Origin of the sequence: Catonella sp., from assembly GCF_052169795.1 — a bacterium.
Classification (GTDB): Bacteria; Bacillota; Clostridia; order Lachnospirales; family Lachnospiraceae; genus Catonella.
In genome coordinates this window covers 1-19,187 of sequence record NZ_JBQNBU010000018.1, presented here as the reverse complement: position 1 = coordinate 19,187, position 19,187 = coordinate 1, and the positions used below count along the sequence as shown (strand labels likewise).

At 33.8% G+C, this 19,187-nt stretch carries 17 protein-coding genes; 16 read left to right on the top strand and 1 reads right to left on the bottom strand.

What is annotated here, in order from left to right:
* Nucleotide 1: 1 nt before the first annotated feature.
* The 15 genes from wecB (at nt 2) to ACTTKP_RS04345 (ending at nt 15,829) form a co-directional block, all read left to right on the top strand.
* Complete coding sequence (wecB, locus tag ACTTKP_RS04415) at nt 2-1,177, top strand: non-hydrolyzing UDP-N-acetylglucosamine 2-epimerase (RefSeq protein WP_442552693.1); 1,176 nt, start codon at nt 2-4, stop codon at nt 1,175-1,177.
* 69 nt (nt 1,178-1,246) lie between these two features.
* Nucleotides 1,247-2,590 carry an AAA family ATPase gene (locus tag ACTTKP_RS04410; protein WP_442552692.1) on the top strand — a complete coding sequence of 448 codons (1,344 nt, stop codon included), beginning with the start codon at nt 1,247-1,249 and terminating at the stop codon, nt 2,588-2,590.
* 79 nt (nt 2,591-2,669) lie between these two features.
* Nucleotides 2,670-3,194 carry a hypothetical protein gene (locus ACTTKP_RS04405; RefSeq protein ID WP_442552709.1) on the top strand — a complete coding sequence of 175 codons (525 nt, stop codon included), beginning with the start codon at nt 2,670-2,672 and terminating at the stop codon, nt 3,192-3,194.
* 98 nt (nt 3,195-3,292) lie between these two features.
* A complete protein-coding gene (locus ACTTKP_RS04400) occupies nt 3,293-4,468 on the top strand; it encodes a glycosyltransferase (protein ID WP_442552691.1) in 1,176 nt (391 codons plus the stop codon).
* Complete coding sequence (locus ACTTKP_RS04395; RefSeq protein ID WP_442552690.1) at nt 4,465-5,562, top strand: glycosyltransferase family 4 protein; 1,098 nt, start codon at nt 4,465-4,467, stop codon at nt 5,560-5,562. Before ACTTKP_RS04400 ends, ACTTKP_RS04395 begins: the two co-directional genes overlap by 4 nt.
* Nucleotides 5,563-5,663: 101 nt before the next feature.
* On the top strand, nt 5,664-6,827 hold the full coding sequence (locus tag ACTTKP_RS04390) for a glycosyltransferase (protein ID WP_442552689.1): 1,164 nt from the start codon (nt 5,664-5,666) through the stop codon (nt 6,825-6,827).
* 21 nt (nt 6,828-6,848) lie between these two features.
* Nucleotides 6,849-8,129: a glycosyltransferase family 4 protein gene (locus ACTTKP_RS04385; RefSeq protein WP_442552688.1), complete on the top strand. Its 1,281-nt coding sequence runs from the start codon at nt 6,849-6,851 to the stop codon at nt 8,127-8,129.
* A 66-nt stretch (nt 8,130-8,195) separates the two neighbouring features.
* Nucleotides 8,196-9,185, top strand: a complete 990-nt coding sequence (locus ACTTKP_RS04380) for a glycosyltransferase family 2 protein (protein WP_442552687.1) — start codon at nt 8,196-8,198, stop codon at nt 9,183-9,185.
* 29 nt (nt 9,186-9,214) lie between these two features.
* A complete protein-coding gene (locus ACTTKP_RS04375) occupies nt 9,215-10,222 on the top strand; it encodes a glycosyltransferase family 2 protein (RefSeq protein WP_442552686.1) in 1,008 nt (335 codons plus the stop codon).
* Between the two features lie 66 nt (nt 10,223-10,288).
* Entirely contained in the window at nt 10,289-11,386 is a 1,098-nt protein-coding gene (locus tag ACTTKP_RS04370; protein WP_442552685.1) for a DegT/DnrJ/EryC1/StrS family aminotransferase, read from the top strand.
* Nucleotides 11,387-11,435: 49 nt separating this feature from the next.
* Nucleotides 11,436-12,356 carry a hypothetical protein gene (locus ACTTKP_RS04365; RefSeq protein ID WP_442552684.1) on the top strand — a complete coding sequence of 307 codons (921 nt, stop codon included), beginning with the start codon at nt 11,436-11,438 and terminating at the stop codon, nt 12,354-12,356.
* 81 nt (nt 12,357-12,437) lie between these two features.
* Nucleotides 12,438-14,186 (top strand): ABC transporter ATP-binding protein, encoded by a 1,749-nt coding sequence (locus ACTTKP_RS04360; protein ID WP_442552683.1) that lies wholly within the window; start codon nt 12,438-12,440, stop codon nt 14,184-14,186.
* Nucleotides 14,187-14,232: 46 nt separating this feature from the next.
* Nucleotides 14,233-14,727, top strand: coding sequence for a hypothetical protein (locus tag ACTTKP_RS04355; protein WP_442552682.1), 495 nt, complete (start codon nt 14,233-14,235; stop codon nt 14,725-14,727).
* Nucleotides 14,728-14,734: 7 nt separating this feature from the next.
* A complete protein-coding gene (locus ACTTKP_RS04350) occupies nt 14,735-14,935 on the top strand; it encodes a hypothetical protein (RefSeq protein WP_442552681.1) in 201 nt (66 codons plus the stop codon).
* Between the two features lie 216 nt (nt 14,936-15,151).
* On the top strand, nt 15,152-15,829 hold the full coding sequence (locus ACTTKP_RS04345) for a GntR family transcriptional regulator (RefSeq protein WP_442552680.1): 678 nt from the start codon (nt 15,152-15,154) through the stop codon (nt 15,827-15,829).
* A gap of 79 nt (nt 15,830-15,908) precedes the next feature.
* Here ACTTKP_RS04345 and ACTTKP_RS04340 read toward each other — a convergent pair whose 3' ends face one another.
* Nucleotides 15,909-17,087, bottom strand: coding sequence for a YibE/F family protein (locus tag ACTTKP_RS04340; protein WP_442552679.1), 1,179 nt, complete (start codon nt 17,085-17,087; stop codon nt 15,909-15,911).
* Between the two features lie 272 nt (nt 17,088-17,359).
* On the opposite strand from ACTTKP_RS04340, the gene ACTTKP_RS04335 reads away from it, so the two are divergent.
* The coding region (locus ACTTKP_RS04335) for a bifunctional metallophosphatase/5'-nucleotidase (RefSeq protein ID WP_442552678.1) at nt 17,360-19,187 on the top strand (1,828 nt) is incomplete at its 3' end.

Sequence of the window (19,187 nt, the reverse complement as noted above, 5' to 3'; positions counted from 1 at the left end):
AATGAAAACAGATTACACAGATATAAGTTTTGCGAACAATGGTAAATTAAAACTGCTTATAATAGTAGGTACAAGACCTGAGATTATAAGACTTTCAGAGGTTATTAAAAAATGCAGGCTTTATTTTGACTGCATCTTAGCACATACAGGGCAGAACTATGATTACAACTTAAACGGTATTTTTTTCAAAGATTTAAAACTTGATGATGCAGAAGTATATATGGATGCGGTGGGAGCTGACCTTGGCGAAACTGTTGGCAATATAATTGCGGCTTCATATAAACTTATGGTAAGTCTTAAGCCGGATGCACTTCTTATCTTAGGAGATACCAACAGTTGCCTTTCAGCTATATCTGCAAAAAGACTTCATATCCCTATCTTTCATATGGAAGCAGGTAACAGATGTAAAGATGAATGTCTGCCGGAGGAAACAAACCGCAGGATAGTTGATATTATTTCAGATGTAAACTTAGCTTACTCGGAGCATGCCAGAAGATATCTTGCAGAATGCGGACTTCCTAAAGAAAGGACTTATGTTACAGGCTCCCCTATGGCAGAGGTACTTAGAGCAAATTTAGCTGAAATTAAGTCTAGTGACATACTTACAAAACTTAAGCTTGAAACAGGTAGATACATACTTCTTTCTGCGCACAGAGAAGAAAATATAGATACAGAGGAGAACTTTACCTCGCTTTTTAAGGCAGTTAATAAGCTTGCTGAAAAATACAATATGCCTGTACTTTATTCCTGTCATCCAAGAAGCAGAAAGAGGCTTGAAGAGTCAGGATTTAAACTTGACAGCAGGGTTATAAGGCATGAGCCTTTGGGATTTCATGACTACAATAAGCTTCAAATGTCAGCTTTTCTGGTGGTTTCAGACAGCGGAACCCTTCCGGAAGAAAGTTCATTTTATATAAGTGAGGGAAATCCTTTCCCTGCTGTCTGCATAAGGACTTCTACAGAGAGACCTGAAGCGCTTGACAAGGGAGACTTTATACTTGCAGGAATAGATGAAAAGAGCCTTTTACAGGCAGCAGATACAGCGGTAATGTTAAAGAAAAATGGGGACTTTGGACTCCCTACACCTGCTTATATGGACGAGAATGTGAGTGATAAGGTGGTTAGGATAATTCAGGGCTATACCGGGGTTGTGAATAAGATGGTGTGGAGGAAGTAAAAAATATACAAAATGTATTTATTTTTGCATGCGCAATGTGCTATAATCTCCTTATAGGAGGAATGAGTTATGAAAAATATATTTTTAGTAAATTATAGAGTAAAAGGAATTAAGACTTTGGAAGAAGAAGTATCGCTTTCCTTTTATAAAAAGACAATAACTATGCCGATAGATACAAAAGGGTATAATATAAAGGGAATATATGGAATAAATGGTTCTGGCAAGTCTGGAATTATTGCTTCGGTAGATATATTGAGAAATTTACTTGTTGATGATAGTTGTCTTAACAACCCAATGTTTCAAAAAAACTTGGAGGCTATCGTTAATAAGAAAACCAAAGAATTATTTATTGGAGTTATTTTTTTGGCTAAGTACAATGAAGAGGCTTACCTGTATAATTATGAATTAATGCTTAAAAAGAACGGAGTAGGTGAATTTACTATTAATACGGAAAAAATATCTTATAAATCAGCAACAGCTAGAAAAAAGGAATTCACCTGTTTTTTGGAAGTTAATAAAGGGATAATAGTTCATATCGATACAGATAATGAGAAGTTTAAAAATATTGTTATTCAAAAGACTGCCAATTTGCTATCAAAGTCTTCAGTATCATCATTATTCTTTAGGAAAAAATTTTTTACTTCAGAAAATATAAAAGAAAGATCTCTTACAAAAAATATATGGGAATTGCTTTTTTTTGGAGCTAAAATAAACATATATTTGGATCAATCGGATAATCATACAGACTATCTTTTGTATAATATGCTTAATAATTCTATGGTATCTGATATGGATGATTCATATGTTGACTCGTTGCGTAAAAGTGCTTTGAAAATGAATCGATACCAAGGTGATAGGATTGCTTATCATACTATTATGGTTCCCAAAACTGATTATGAAGAATACACAAAGACAATTGAGAAGTTAAAAAAATTTATTCAGATATTTAAATCCGATCTTACAGATATTGAAATTGACAGAAAAGAGAATGGTGAATTGTACTCTTGTAACTTAAACATGGTATATGGAGAGTATTCAATAAATACAGAATTTGAGAGTACAGGCATAAAGAAACTTATAAATCTTTTTGTATATCTGCAAAACATGGTACAGGGAGGAATTGTATTTATAGATGAATTCGATTCAAACCTGCATGACGTGTACTTATGTGCCTTACTTGAATATCTAATGGAGTATGGTGAAGGGCAGCTTTGTTTTACAACTCATAATGTCGGGCCGATGGATGTTTTAAAGAGAAATAAGAAGTCTATAGATTTTTTGTCCATAGACCATAAGATTTATCCTTGGACAACAAATGGCAATTATTCTCCTTCAAAGCTTTACAGAAATGGTATGATTGAAGGTTCTCCATTTAATGTTGACTCCATTGATTTTATTGGGATATTTGATTAGATAGCGAAGAGTAATTCGGTAGGTGCGAATTTTTGATAATATACTATGATTCGATAGTGGAGGATGACTGATAGTGGGGATGCAATTAATTTTTGTTGTTGAAACCAATAAAAAAAGTAAGTCTGATTGGATATATATTAAAAATACAATTGATAGATTTTACAAATATGATAAGGCACATTTAAAATTATCAACAGTATATATGGATGGTAAAACCAATTATCTGTATAAGGAGAAGGAAGTTAAAACACTGATTTCTCAATATAACGGAGCTTCTACAAATAATCAAACTGCAGTAATTTATTGCTTTGATTGTGATGATTATGATACAAAATGTGAAGATGCTGAGTTCTTAAAGAAAACACAGGATTTTTGCAGACTTGGAAGCTATGAGTATGTATGGTTTTGCAAAGACATTGAGAGAGTTTATTTAGGGAGAAAAGTATCAGACAACCAAAAGAATAAAGAAGCGGCCAAATTTATGGCAAATAAGTTAATTTATGAAGTAAGTGAGAGTAAATTATTAGGGGAAAACTTAGCCTCTAATATGAGTAATATATTAAGTGTGCTTGATAAATTTAAGCCATATTTGGTAAGGGAATAATAAACAAAATCAAAACTGTAAAAAATAAGTGCAGATTCTAAGAAGGCTCTTTGAGTAATTGTAGAAATAAGATGTATAGTATGTGAAAAGGAGTGACAATGAAAGTCCTTATGATTAACTCGGTCTGCGGCATAAAAAGTACGGGAAGAATAGCTACTGACCTTGCAGATATGCTGACTGAACAGGGACATACAGTAAAGATTGCATATGGAAGAGAATCTGTTCCCAAAAAATATCGCAAATATGCAATAAGGATAGGAACAGACTGGGATGTAAGACTTCATGGGGGAGTGGCCAGAATTCTTGATAACGCAGGCTTTGGAAGCAGAAAGGCTACACTTAAGTTTATTGACTTTATTAAAGAGTTTGCACCCGATATTATACACCTTCATAATCTTCATGGATATTATATAAATGTAGAAATATTATTTGAATTTTTAAAAGAATATAATAAACCGGTTGTATGGACTTTGCATGATTGCTGGGCATTTACAGGACATTGCTCATATTTTGATTTACATAAATGCTATAAATGGCAGACTGGATGTTGTGAATGTCCCCAGAAAAAAGAATATCCGGCAAGTTTACTGTTCGACAACAGTAGAAAAAATTATATCCACAAAAAGAAGGATTTTCAGGGAGTTAATAAGCTGATTGTTGTAACTCCTTCTCAGTGGCTTGCAAATCTTGTTAAAGAATCCTTCTTACAAAAATATGAAACTAGAGTAATTAATAACGGTATAGATTTAACACTTTTTAAGCCAACCGATGGTGATTTTAGAGAAAGGTATAATTTAGAAGATAAAATTATAGTTTTAGGGGTTGCAAGTGCCTGGGGAGTGAGAAAGGGACTGGCAGATTTTATAGAATTAAGGAAGCTTTTAGATAGCAGATATGAAATAGTTCTGGTTGGAGTAAGTGAAGAAGACAAGGATATACTGCCTGAAGGGATATTGGGAATTACAAGAACAGACTCGGTTAAGGAATTGGCAGAGATTTATACTACTGCTGATATATTTGTAAATCTAACTTATGAAGACAACTATCCAACGGTAAATCTTGAGGCACAGGCTTGCGGAACCCCGGTACTCACTTATAGAACCGGTGGGAGTGTGGAAAGTGTACCGGATGAACAGGTTGCGGAACAGGGAAATTTACAGAATATAGTAGAGCTGATTGAAAAATATGAAGGTAAAGGGGCATCAATTCAGAGTTTTTATGATAAAAATATAGCATTTGAAAAATATATCGAATTATATGAGGAGATATGGTGAAACAGAGAATATTATACCTTACCAATATTCCATCCCCTTACCGGGTGGAATTTTTTAATGAACTTACAAAATATATGGATGTAACTGTGGCATTTGAATTAAGAAATGCAAAAAACAGGGATGAAGGCTGGCAGAGTGAGGAAAGCTATAAGTTTAAGGCTGTATTTATGAAACAGCTTATAACAAGGACAGAGTCCGCATATTGCCCGGAAGTATTTAAACTGCTTAAAGAGTTTAAAAATGATATTATAGTGGTGGGGGGATATGCTACACCTACGGGAATGGCGGCAATTCTCTATCTTAAAGCTAAGAAAATACCGTTTTATTTGAACTGCGATGGGGGATTCATTGGTAATGACAGCCTATTTAAAAAGAAAATTAAGGCATTTTTCATTGGCTCGGCAAATTATTATCTCAGTACGGGAGTGGGAGCGGATAAGTATTTGGTGTACTATGGAGCTAAAAAAGAAAGAATTTATCATTATTCATTTTCATCTCTTAGAGAAGAAGATATTGAAGCTACAGTTAAGACTGAAGATGAGAAAGTAAGCTTAAGAAAAGAATTAGGTATAACCGGGAAAAATATGATAGTTTTTGTGGGCAGCTTCATACACAGAAAAGGAATAGATATACTCTTAAAAGCCTGTAAGGGTAAGGAAGATACTGCTGTTGTGCTGGTTGGAGGAAGTGATATATCAGGTTACGAAGAGGTTATTTCTTCCAAATTAAAAAAATATATCTATCCGGTTGGATTTAAGAATAAAGAAGAAATAAAAAAATATTATCAGGCAGCAAACCTTATGGTTTTACCTACAAGAGAGGATATTTGGGGATTAGTGGTTAATGAGGCTATGGCACAAGGACTTCCGATTGTCACAACTAATCGCTGCCTCGCAGGGTTAAGTCTTGTTGAGAATGATAAAAATGGCTATGTAGTACCTGTTGAAGATGTAAATGCTGTAAAGGATGCTATAGAGAAGATTTTTGAAGGGGATAATGCAGTGGAGTTTGGCAAGAAAAGCCTTGAGAAGATAAGAAATTATACAATAGAAAAAATGGCAATGGAGCACAGGGATATATTTGAAGGCAGGTAAGATTTGATAAGTTGATTAAGAGGTTTAGATATGATAAAATTAAATATTATGGTATTGAACCACATTGCTTCAAAGCTTGCTATAAAGAAGGGTGATTGTTAATGAGAGTAATCTATGTGTCGAATCTTTGTCTGCCACAGGTGTATGAAGGTTTGTTTGAAGATAAGAGGTATAAGTCATCAGAGGCGGTACAAAAATATCACCGTATAATGGTGGAAGGATTTGCACTTAATGACCGGGAGGTTATATCTTTAGGGGTGGTTCCTGCAAACAAGAATGTAAGTAAAAAGTTTATTTCCTTACCTGCAGGAGAGTTAAATGGAGTTAAGTATAAACACCTAAAGACTATTAATTTACCTATAATTAAGCAGTTATTAAATGCAGTAGGTGTTTATTTTAATATAATAAAATTGGGGAATAAGAAAAATTCTTTTGTAATCTGTGATGGGCTTAGTTATTTAGCATCTAAGGCTGCAGTTTTAGCTTGTAGACTAAAGAGAGTTAAGTCGGTTGTTATAATTACAGACTTACCGGAATTTCTTGTAGGAAATAATAAAAGGGCTGTAAAAAGATATAAAATACTGTTTGATAAGTTTTTAGCTTATGTAGTCTTAACTGAAAAAATGGCAGTCAGACTCGGATATACTGATAAACCTTATGTTGTGCTGGAAGGGCAGGTTGACAGCCGTGAAGAGAGAGAAATTACAAGGCATAAACAGTATAATAAAAAAATAGTTATGTATGCAGGAATTGTACAAAGATTATATGGACTTAAAAATCTTGTGGAGGGTTTTATAAAGGCGGATCTAAATGATTATGAGCTTCATATCTATGGAAATGGAGATTATGCAGAAGAGATTGATAATATAAGTGAAGTACATAAAAATGTAAAACATTTTTCTTCACAGCCAAATTCTACAATAGTAGAAAAAGAGAAAGAGGCATATCTGTTGGTAAATCCAAGACCTACAACTGAGGAGTATACCAAATACTCGTTTCCTTCTAAAAATATGGAATATATGGTTTCGGGAACTGCTGTGCTTACTACCGCTCTTCCGGGAATGCCGGAGGAATATAAACAGTATGTGTATTTGATAGAGGATGAGAGTGTGGAAGGAATCAGCAATGCTTTTAAAAATATAGCGAAACTTAGTGATGAAGAAGTGGTCAATAAGGGTAGGCTGGCAAGAGAATTTGTATTATCCGAGAAAAATAATAAGATACAGACTGAAAAGATAATTGAACTTATAAACAGAATTGAATAAGATTCTTATGAAAGGGAAATAATGAAGGGTAAGATTCGAGTCCTGTGGCTTTGTAATACTATTATTCCACAGGCAGCTGCTAAGCTGGGGGTAAATACAGGTACCGGTGGAGGCTGGCTGAATCAACTATCGGATATATTTGATAAAAGGGAAGATATAGAGCTTTGCATAGCAGCACCCTATTTAAAAGGAAATGACTTAGTCCATATTAATTTTGGCGAAAACAGTGAATTTTATGGATTTCAAAAAGAGATATTAGAACCTTGGAAATATGATACTTCTGTGGAAAAAATTTTTTCTCAGATAATAGCTGAGTTTAAGCCGGATATAGTGCATATATTCGGAACTGAATTTCCACACTCATTATCCATGGTGAAGGTATTTAACAATCCGGATAGGACTGTAATTCATGCTCAGGGAATAATATCAGCAATAGCCAAGCATTACGAAGCTTTTTTACCGGGAGATATTGTTAGAAAGTATAGCTTTAGGGATTTTATACGAAGAGATAATATTGAAAAACAGAAACACAAATTTGAAATACGAGGCAAATATGAAATAGAAGCCATAAAAAAGGTAAAACATGTATTTCATAGAACAGAGTGGGATGAGGCTGTTATAAGAGATATTAATCCTAAGATAAACTTGCATTTTGCTCAGGAGATGATGAGGGAGACTTTTTATTCCGGTGCATGGAAATATGAAGAGTGTGAAAAATACAGCATATTTGTCAGTCAGGGAAGTTATCCTCTTAAAGGACTCCATATAATGCTTGAGGCATTAAAATATATAAAAGAAAGGCATGAAAAAGTAAAATTATATATTGCAGGTGATGATATAATATCGATAAGTTCTTTTAAGAAAAGACTAAAAGAAAGCTATTATAGTAAATATATCAGAGAACTTATAAAAAAATGGAATCTTACTGAAAATGTAAGATTTACCGGACCTCTTAGTGAAGAGCAGATGAAAGAAAGATACCTGAAAAGTAATGTTTTTGTATCAGCATCAAGCATTGAGAATTCTCCTAATTCGGTTGCTGAGGCTATGCTTCTTGGGATGCCAATTATTTCATCTGATGTAGGTGGATGCTCAAGTATATTAGATAATAAACAGGAAGGTATACTATATCAGGCAGATGCACCATATATGCTTGCTTACTATATAGGTAAGATTTTTGAAGATAAAGAGTTATCAATAAAATTGGGGGCTAATGCTGCTCTAAGAGCAAAAACACAATATGATAGAGATTCGATAGTGAAAGACATATTAAATAGTTATGAAGCAATGCTTGTAGAATGAAATTAAAGTTATGGATTAATATTCAATTTATACATTTGAAGATAGATAGAAAGATGGTATTTGGAGATGGAAATAACAAACTATTGTCCGATAGTTATTGCTACATTAAATAGATTTGAACATTTTAAACGGTGTGTAGAATCCTTGCAAAATTGTGAAAATGCGGACAAAACGGAAATATTCATATCGGTGGATTATCCGCTGAAGAAGGAACACAAAAACGGATATGAAAAAATACTGAACTATTTAAATGAAAATCCGCTGATGGGATTTAAAAAGGCTCATATTTATTATCAGGAAAAAAATCTGGGAGTGGTTAACAATTATAAGTTTTTGATTGAAAAATTACCTGATGACTCGGAGTGGTATATTTTTCTTGAAGATGATAATGAGTTTTCTGAGGGCTTCTTAAATTTTATCAATACAACCATAGAAAAGTTTAAGAATGACAGCAGTTTTTATGGTGTCTGCGGTTATTCCAGACTCAATAATTTTGATAAGCAACATTGGTATAAAAGTGTTGAACCAACCTATGGAACTGCTCAATCTGTGAAACTGGGCAAAGAAGCTTCAAAAGAAATAAATGAAATTTATAAAAGGATTTTGTCGCTAAAAGAGTTAATAAAAATTCACAAATGTCACAGGCTTTGCGTGGGAGCTTATGCAGATTATTTAATATATGATCCTGATGTATATTATACCCCTGAAAGAACTGTACGCCTCATTGATTATACTGTAGGATTGTGGCTTGCATTAAAAGATAACTATGTTGTACAACCTACTATTGCATATGTCAGAAATCACGGGTGTGACGGTTCAGGTGAAAACAGTGGAGTAAACAAGGCAATATATAATAATGAAATTTCAAAAAGAATGTACGATAGAAGTGATTTTATTTGTGAAAAAGGATTTGAGGTATCAAGAGATTATATTAATGATTTAAATAAAAATAGAAAAGTTGTTATAGAAAGTGCAAAAGGCTGGGTTAAAATGTTGATGATAAAAATTTTTGGATTGACTATTACGAGAAAGATATTTCATATAAAAAACAGGTAAACAGTTATAAAATATGATTGGAGAATGAGATGGATGAGGTAAAAGTTACTGTTTGCTGTCCGGCATATAATCATGGGAAATACATAAGAAAATGTTTGGAAGGCATAGTTAATCAAATTACGGATTTTAAATATGAAGTTTTAATAAGGGATGATGCATCAACAGATAATACAAGAAGTATAATTGAAGAATATGTAGAAAAATATCCGGAGCTGTTTATACCTGTTTATGAAAAAGAAAATATGTGGAATAAGGGTATTGATATACATGCATATATGAAGGAAAATGTAAGAGGAAAATACATTGCCTATTGTGAAGGTGATGATTATTGGACTGATATGCATAAGCTGCAAAAACAGTTTGATGCCTTAGAAAAAAATCCTGAGTTATCAATGTGTACACATATGACACAGTTTGTTAGTGAAGATGAGAAAGAACTGCGTGGTACACTTCCCGACAATGTTTGTAAAAGCTTAGAAACCGGAATTATATTGAGAGATGAATATGCTAAGCTTATTTATGTAGACTGTGGACATCCATTTCATACAACCTCATATTTTATCAGGAAAGAAATTTTGTTTTCTCTGATGGAGGGAGAATTAAGCAGTTTTAAAATTTGGGATTATACTGTATTGATGATAGCTTTGCTTGGAAAGGGAATATTTTATTACAATGAAAAAATGTCTGTATATAGGTGTGACAGCATTTCCAGCATAGGTACAGCACTTGACGGTAGCATATATGAAAATGAGAGTAACTATAAGTTTGCATTGAATAAGTGTAAGTTTCTTCTTGTGCTAAATGATAAATTGGAAAGAAAATATGAAGATATTATTTATAGAAGTGTTATTGAGGAGTTTTTGCATTATGCAGAGTTGTTGGGAGTAAAAAGAGTAGTGAAAGATATGAATAATTTATTTAACGGAAAAAGTTATGAGAGTTATCTGTCTAAAAACCAAAAAATAAAATTGTTTGGTTTTCGTAGATGTCCGTTATTGTTAAAGACTGTATTAAATATAAAACGCAGGTTGAAATAAGTGTGACTGATATTTTGAGTCACAAGGCAGTAATGATAAAATTGATATAAAATAAGAGGAATTAATATGATTAATGTAACTCGTTCGTCATTACCTCCTTTGGAGGAATATATTGACGAGATAAAAGGATTATGGGATTCTCACTGGCTGACTAATATGGGAGATAAACATAGGGAACTTCAAAATAAACTGGAGCAATTTTTAGATATACAAAATGTTGTATTATATACGAATGGTCATCTTGCTCTTGAGAACATTATAGCAGCTATGGAGCTGCCTAAAGGCTCAGAAATTATCACAACTCCGTTTACCTTCGTCTCGACAACACATGCTATTGTAAGAAACGGTCATATTCCTGTATTTTGTGATATAAATGAGGCTGATTATACTATAGATGTGGATAAAATAGAGGAGCTAATTACAGATAAGACGAGTGCGATACTGCCGGTTCATGTATATGGTAATATGTGCGATGTTGAAGTAATAGAGAAGATTGCAGAAAAGCATAATCTTAAAGTTATATATGATGCCGCACATGCTTTTGGAGTTAAATATAAGGGAAAGAGTAGTGCCTGCTTTGGAGATGCTTCGATGTATAGCTTCCATGCCACTAAGGTATTTAACACTATCGAGGGTGGAGCGGTATGCTTTAGGGATAATTCTTTCATTCAGATACTTAATGATTTAAAAAATTTTGGAATTAGAGGGGCTGAATCTTGTGACTATATAGGCGGCAATGCTAAAATGAGTGAATTTCAGGCTGCCATGGGGATTTGTAATCTCAGACACTTAGAAGAGGAAATATTAAAAAGGAAAAAAGTGGCTGCAAGTTACGATGAACAGCTTGGTGGAATTGATGGAATTAAACTAAATCCGGTGAAAAAGGATGTAGAAACTAATTATGCTTATTATCCGGTATTGTTTGATGGATATAAATATATGCGTGATGAAATATATGACCGACTGATGAAGGAGGACATATGTGCAAGAAAATATTTTTTTCCTTTAACCAGTGATTTTGAATGTTATAGTGATTTTCAATATGCCGGTGGAAATAAGACACCTGTTGCTAAGCATATTTCAGATAATATATTAACATTACCGATTTATGCGGATTTGAGTTTAGATATTGTTGAGAAAATATGCAATATTATTAGGACTTAAGTAAATTTATGTAGAATCTGAAGTATGAAAGAGAAGGAGGTAGTATGAGATGGTTGTAAGAGCATATTCCGGATTGATGAGTAGGATCAGAATGATCTATGATGCCTATCTAACTGTTAAAAAATATGAAAAAAATCCTAAATTGACGATTTTGTGGGATAGTGAAAGTGGCTGTAACATTCATTATTTTGATGTTTTTAAGGAAGAACAATTTACAGACATTGTTTTGGAGGTTGTTGAAGTTGATAAAGAAGGTTACTGGGAGTGGAAAAGTATACATAAATGTATATTACAAGGGAAATTTTTAGATGCATTTGCAGAAATTAAGCATAGAATATATTTAAAGGAGATGTATAAACTATATTCCAAAGGATGCGAAGTTATTAAATATAATGATTGTCCGGATACCACTTGGAGTAGTGATTTTTCAATATATAATAAGTGGAAGGAAAATAAATGGAAACAGATAGAACAGTTATGTAAGGAGCAAAAGGCAATATTTGTGTATTGCTATGAGAGTTTCATAGTTCCAAGAGATACATCCGGTATCTCTGAGATTATTAAGTTTAAGGATGAATATATTTTAGCTGCAGATAATATTATTGGCACAACAGATATGGTGGGGATACATATTAGAAGAACTGATCATGAACTTTGTAAGAAGATTAGTACTGTAGAGATGTTTGTGAAAAAAATGGATAATGAAATTGCTGAAAATAATTCGATTAAGTTCTTTTTATCCACAGATGATAAAGAGGTGGAAACCGAATTAATCAGACAGTATGGAGCGGAGCGTATAATTGTTCAGTCTGATAAAAAATGGGGCAGGACTTCAAAGGAAGAAATGGTATCAGGTATAATTGACTGTCTCTGTCTTTCTAAATGTAAAAAAATATATGGCAGTTTTTCAAGTCAATTTTCAGGATTTGCTGCAGAATATGGTAAGATACCTATTGAAATAATAAAATAGGTACTTATCGCATGATAAGATTATATGTATTTTATAAAGATTAGTGGGATGATATATAAATAGCTATGAAATGGAGCAGTTATGTTTTCTGTATTAAAGAAATTTAGCAGGCTATTAAACGGTAAGCAGAAAAGTCGTATTGTGATATTGGCGATAATTACCGTTATTGGAGCTTTTTTAGAAGTGATAGGAGTATCACTGATGCTGCCTCTTATCACAGCGATTATGCAGCCTGATATAATAAATACGAATAAATATATAGTTTATGTATGTAAAGTTTTAGACTTGCATTCACATAGAACTTTTGTGATTGTATGTATAATTGCAATTATTTTAATATTTATATTCAAGGATTTATTTTTGATTATGCAATATTATGTTCAGGCGAGATTTGTATATAATAATCAGTTTGCTACCCAGCAGAGGATGTTGAACGGATTTCTTAATCGTCCATATGAATATTTTTTAAATGCAGAGTCAGGAGAGATACTTAGGGTAATACAGTCAGATGTACCTACTACTTATGTTTTGCTGACAACAATACTAAGTATGTTCACGGAAGTGACTGTTTCAGTTGCAGTTTCAATTACCATTTTTATTATAGACCCTGTGATGACATTATTTGTAATTATTATGATGGCTGCGGTTGTCATTGCCATTTCTAAATTTGTAAAGCCCATTTTGAAAAAGAAAGGTGAGGAAAGACAAATACATGCTTCACTTACATATAAATGGCTTATACAGAGCATAACGGGAATAAAAGAGGTAAAAGTTGCAGAAAAAGAGGACTTCTTTGAGAAAAATTTTACTATAAGCGGAAGAAAATATATCAGTGCTGAAAAATGGAGTACAGTTTTTTCAAATATACCAAGGCTTATGATAGAAATGGTGTCAGTCTGCTCTACCTTGGCTTTTATAGCATTTATGATATATAAGGGAAAGGATATAGAAACTCTGGTTCCTACTTTAGGTGCGTTTGCGATGGCAGCTATGAAACTTATGCCAAGTGCAAACAGAATAGTAGTAGCTATTAACCAGATGGTATTTCAAGAGCCTTCATTAGATAAATTACTGATGGATATTAAACTATTTGAAGAGGATGAAATTAAATATGGTAAGTATAGAAAGCAGAATAAAGGTAAGATAGAAAACAAACTGAGTTTTAAGGACAAAATAGAGCTTTCAGGTATAAGTTACAGTTACCAAAATTCTGATAAACTTATACTGGATGATGCAGACATGGTAATCCCGATAGGTAAATCGGTAGGTATAGTAGGTACTTCCGGAGCAGGAAAGACTACAGCTGTAGACATACTTTTGGGTGTACTGCTTGCACAGCAGGGACAAATCCTTACAGACGGCATAAATGTAATGGAGAATTATTCTGAATGGCTTTCACATATAGGATATATACCGCAGAGCATATTTATGCTGGATGATGATATAAAGAGCAATGTGGCTTTTGGCGTAGAAGATGGGCAGCAGGATGAAGCAAGAGTATGGAGAGCATTGAAGGAAGCACAGCTGGAAGAATTTGTAAAGGGATTAAAAGATGGAATCCATACGCAAATAGGCGAACGAGGAATGAGACTGTCCGGTGGTCAGCGACAGAGGCTTGGTATAGCAAGAGCTTTATACTCAGATCCTGAGATACTTGTATTTGATGAAGCTACTTCAGCACTTGATACAGAGACAGAGGCTGCAATCATGTCAGCTATAAATAGTCTGCATGGTAAAAAAACAATGATAATAATAGCGCATAGACTGCAGACGATAAAGGATTGTGACCTGGTATATAGGGTTGGAAATGGTAAGATTATTAAGGAGTGAGGCTGGAATTTTATAAAGGATTAATATTTTTTTTGGGGGAAATCATATGCTGAAAATGAAAATAATTAAATTTGTAGCTGACCATGATAAACTGTGGTTTATACTTAGATGCTTAAAAAGAATGAAAGACAAGGACTTCGTATTTGATGTAAATCATCTTTATAATAATAGGTTTATGTACCGCTTCAAGGAATTTGGAGAAGAAAATAGAGGTAAAATTTTATATCTCATAGAAGTAAAAGATAATAAATATGGTTTCGGTGCTGTTCTTAGAAATGTTTTGCAAGAATGCCTTATTGGTGGTGATGAATTAGGTTTTTATCCTGTGGTTAAAATGTCTGATAAATGTTTTTATGCCGAAAATAAGGGATTTCTAGGTACAGACAATCCATGGGAATATTATTTTAAGCAGCCTAAGGGCATTTCTCTTGATGAGTTTAAGAGAAGTTATAGGACAACTGAAGCAACTGAAGATAATCTGGTAATTATAAAAGAGCGTTCCGGTAGAGAGAGCAAATCCGAGTTATATGTTGGGGGTTGATGTTCTTTTGGACTTATTATCTTTAGGTGAGGCGGATGGTATTATTTCAGGACTTTCTATAGTTCCGCTTTGTTCAAGAATATACAAAAGAAGCAGGGATAAGAAACATGATGATGACAGGGTTTTAAATAGCGGTTTTTGCTATGAGAATGGAATTACCTTAGATGAATGGGGGAAGTCAAATAATATACCTAAGAGTAATTTATAGAATTTGAGGAAGATAATTGATGGGATAAACGATGGGAAATAGAATATTGTTGTAAACTTCCGTTGCATTTCTCAATATATTTATCACAAGGTTAGATAGTTACAAATTATGACTTGAGGGGTATAGAAAGCCTTGACATAAAAACGCACATTGTATACAATGATACAAGTATTAGATTTTACTGCGATTGTAATGCATGGAGGCTACGAGTTAAGAATGGATAATATAGACAATTCATATGAACTTGCGGATAATTATTCTTTAAGAGGCAGAGTTTTTGGAAAGTTAAGGGAAGATATTCTCTTAGGCAAGTACAAAGAAATGGAAGAGCTTAAGGAAGTAGTTATAGGCAAAGAGTTAGGTGTGAGCAGGACTCCGGTAAGGGAGGCTCTTAGACAGCTTGAGCTTGAGGGGTTGGTTACTATTATTCCTAATAAGGGAGCATATGTAACCGGGATTTCTGATAAAGATGTGAATGATATTTTTATGATAAGGTCTTATCTTGAAGGACTTTGTGCGGCCTGGGCTTGTGAGCACATAACTGAGGAGCAGTTAGAAGAGATGGAAGAGTCTGTGTTTTTGGCGGAGTTCCATGCTAAAAAGGGACATTTCGAACAGGTAGTGGAATTAGACAATAAATTCCATAAAATATTGTACCATGCCTGTGGAAGCCGTATTTTATCAAGACTTTTAGTTGATTACCATCATTATGCACAAAAGGTTAGAAAGGTAAACCTTTCTGAAGAAAAAAGAGCTGAACACTCAATTTTAGAACATAAGAGAATAGTAGAAGCCATAAGAAATAAAAATGTTAAGGCTGCTGAGGAATATGCACACGATCATATAATGGAATCAATTAACAGAATGCATCTTGCAGAGGCAGAAGAAGAATAAAAAAGTACATGACTTTTATTGCAGATAAATAAAACAGAGGCTATGGAGAAATGAAATATTTTCTTCACAGCCTCTTTAATTAAGCTTTCTTTTTCTTATATATAGCAGTGCCTATCACCACAGTGACAGGAATAGTTATAATCAGACCTATACTTCCGGCCATTGCTCTGATTATTTCTGTTGCAATAGAATCCAGATTGATTATTTCCACAAATCTAATCTTATAAACTATAAATAGAATAATTAAATGCAGGGTAGTGCCCACATATGCAAGGATTAAAGTATTTGACATAGATCCCATCATATCTTTACCTATATTCATGCCTGAAATTATCATATTTTTTTTACTTATATCTTTATCAAGGTCATTTATTTCATAAAGTGCGGAGGCTATGGATATGGCAACATCCATGATCGCCCCTATTGCCCCTATCAGTATAGTTCCAAAAAGTATGCCCTTATAATCGAGGTTTCTAAACTGAGGTATGTAGGCAAGGCTTATGGAACTGTCATCTGCCAGACCTGTAAGATGCGCAAAGCTTCCAAACACAAAGGCTAAAATACCTGAAATTATTACGCCAAGTGAAGTGCCGATTATAGCCACAAGAGTTTTAATATTCCTTCCACTTATAATAATAAGAGTTATTATAACCACAGGTATGGAAATACCAAGTGAAGCAAGGATAGGATGCACACCTTTTATTATTAGAGGTATGTATCCGAAAAATATCATTGCTACCGCTATAACAAGTGAAATCAGAGTTTTTAGCCCCTTTATGCCACCTATAATTAAGAGCAGGGCTACAAACAGACCTACAATCAGATAAACCTGAGTATCTCTGACTTTTTCCTGTATTTTAACAGTTTCTATTTTCCCGGTATTCTCTTCTGTTGCTCTGACTAAAAGCTTGTCGCCTGTTTTAAAAATATAGTATCCGGGCATTATTCTTTCTATTGTATGTCTTATAGTCATGGTTTCGCCCTTGTGACTTCCATCTAATATTTCTATTTTAAGATGCTGGTACCTTATATCAGCTTCTAAAGAAACATTTCTTTTCTCAGCAGTATCATCATACTCTATCTCAAGAACCTTTGCTTTAAAAATGATATAATCAGTGTTTTCCATAGCCTCTGCATAATGAATTCTTATATCTTTATCGGAAGATAGTTCATCTGCATAAATTTTTATGGATAAACCAATAAGCAGAGCAAAGGTTATGGCAATCACAATGGTTATAAGAGTATAAATTTTTTTCATATATAAATCCTTTACCGATTTTAATTGACTACTATTTTTAATTAACTACTATAAGATAGCAGACTACAGAGATAAACTCAAGTATAGATTGTGTTTTTTTGTATATAATTAATAGTATTTATAAAATAATAATAAAAATTTACCAAATTAAGACATGTGTGTATTGAAAATATTTTGAATAACAGGTAAAATTTAAACTAAATTATTCATAAATGATATAATTGTTTGGAATAATTGGGTTAGAATAAAAAATATTTATAGGAGGGTTTACTATGAGAATGAAAAAAGTCTTATCAATTGCACTTGCGGGAGCTTTAGTCTGTACGGGCACAGCTTCTGTATGGGCTACAAATGCATCTAAGCAGGAGTTAAAGCTTAGAGAAGCCAATTTATTTACAGATGCTGTGAAAACTGCAGAGGATGGCAAGCTTACAAAGGGAGATGCTGTAGTTATGGTATTAGGTGCTCTTGGCTATAAAGAGGATGTAAATACCAAAGAGGATTATGTCAAGCTTAATCCGTTTGCTGATGCAACTGATGCATATAAGGGCTATCTTGGTCTTGCTTTTGATCTTGGATTTGTACAGAAAGATGATAAATTCTATGAACAAGAGGAGATAACAGAGAGAAAGTTCTTAGAAATGGTTTTAAAAGTTTTGAATTATGGTAATGCTTATACTGATACAGACAATCTGGCTGTAAAACAGGGACTTGTAGATGAAGGTGATTATATTGATGATACTCTTACAAGGGCTGAGGCAGCAGAAATTATCTTAAACAGCTTAAATGCTGAACTTGGTGATGGAACTAAGACTAAATTTGGTGAATATCTTGTAAAGAGCGGAATTCTTTCAGAAGATAAGTTAGCTGAACTTGGCGTAAAAGCTGCACTTAAGGATAAAGAAGATATCCATATTCTTTATTTTAACGATTTCCATGGCAATATTACAGAAGAAGTAACCGGCAAAAAGCGTAATATGGGTATGGCTAAGATGGTAGGCTATGTGAATGAATTTAAGGCTACTCATCCAAATACAATAGTTCTTTCCGGTGGAGATAACTATCAAGGTACTGCTGATTCAAACCTTACCTTTGGTAAGCCTGTAACTGCTATGATGAAGGGTATGAATACTATGGCATCAGCAGTAGGAAACCATGAGTTTGACTGGGGCTATGAGAAGATTAAGGGCTGGGCAAAGGATGGAAGCTTTAAGTATCTTGCATCCAATATCTACGACAGAAAGACTAAAAAGCCTGTGGATTGGGCTAAGCCATATATGATAGTTAAAAAAGCAGGTATTAAGATTGGTATAATCGGACTTGCACATCCTGATACTCCTTCTCTTGCTAAGACTGAGTATGTAGAGAATTTCGAGTTCAGAGATCCTGTAACTGCTGCAAACGAATGGGTAAAATATCTTAAAGACGGTAAGGCTAAGGAAGGAAAGCCTGATGTGGTTATAGCTCTTACCCATATCGATTCAGATCAGGATTTTGAGACAAAGGAAATTATAGGTAATGCAACTAAGCTTGCAAACGAAGTAAAGGGGCTTGATTTGGTACTTTCTGCACATTCACACAGAAGTGTAAGCGGTAAGGTAAACGATGTGCCTATTCTTCAGGCTTATTGCTATGGTCGTGCAGTTGGACACGTAACTTTAGATGTAGATAAGAAGGTTACATCTAAAAAAGTAAAGGTAAAAGTTAAGACAAAGGCTGATAAAAAGAAAGCTGTTAAGAAGTCTAAATACAAAATAGTTAAAAAGACTACATATAAGGTAAAAGATATAACTACAGAACTTTATGATGCAAACACTATAAAGGATAAGATAATTAAGAGTGCAGAGGCTGATGATTTCTACAACAAGCTTCAGGCTGAGATAGCAGATCAGAAGAACAAGGTTTTAGGTGAGGCTACTGAGGCATTTACACATGACAGAAGTGACAAGGGTTCTGTAACTCTTCTTGGAAGATGGGCTTGTGAGGTTATGGCTGAGGAAGCTAAGGCTCAGATTGCCATCCAGAATGGTGGCGGTTTAAGACGCACCCTTGAAAAAGGTAAGATTACAATGGGTGATTTATATGAAATTATGCCGTTTG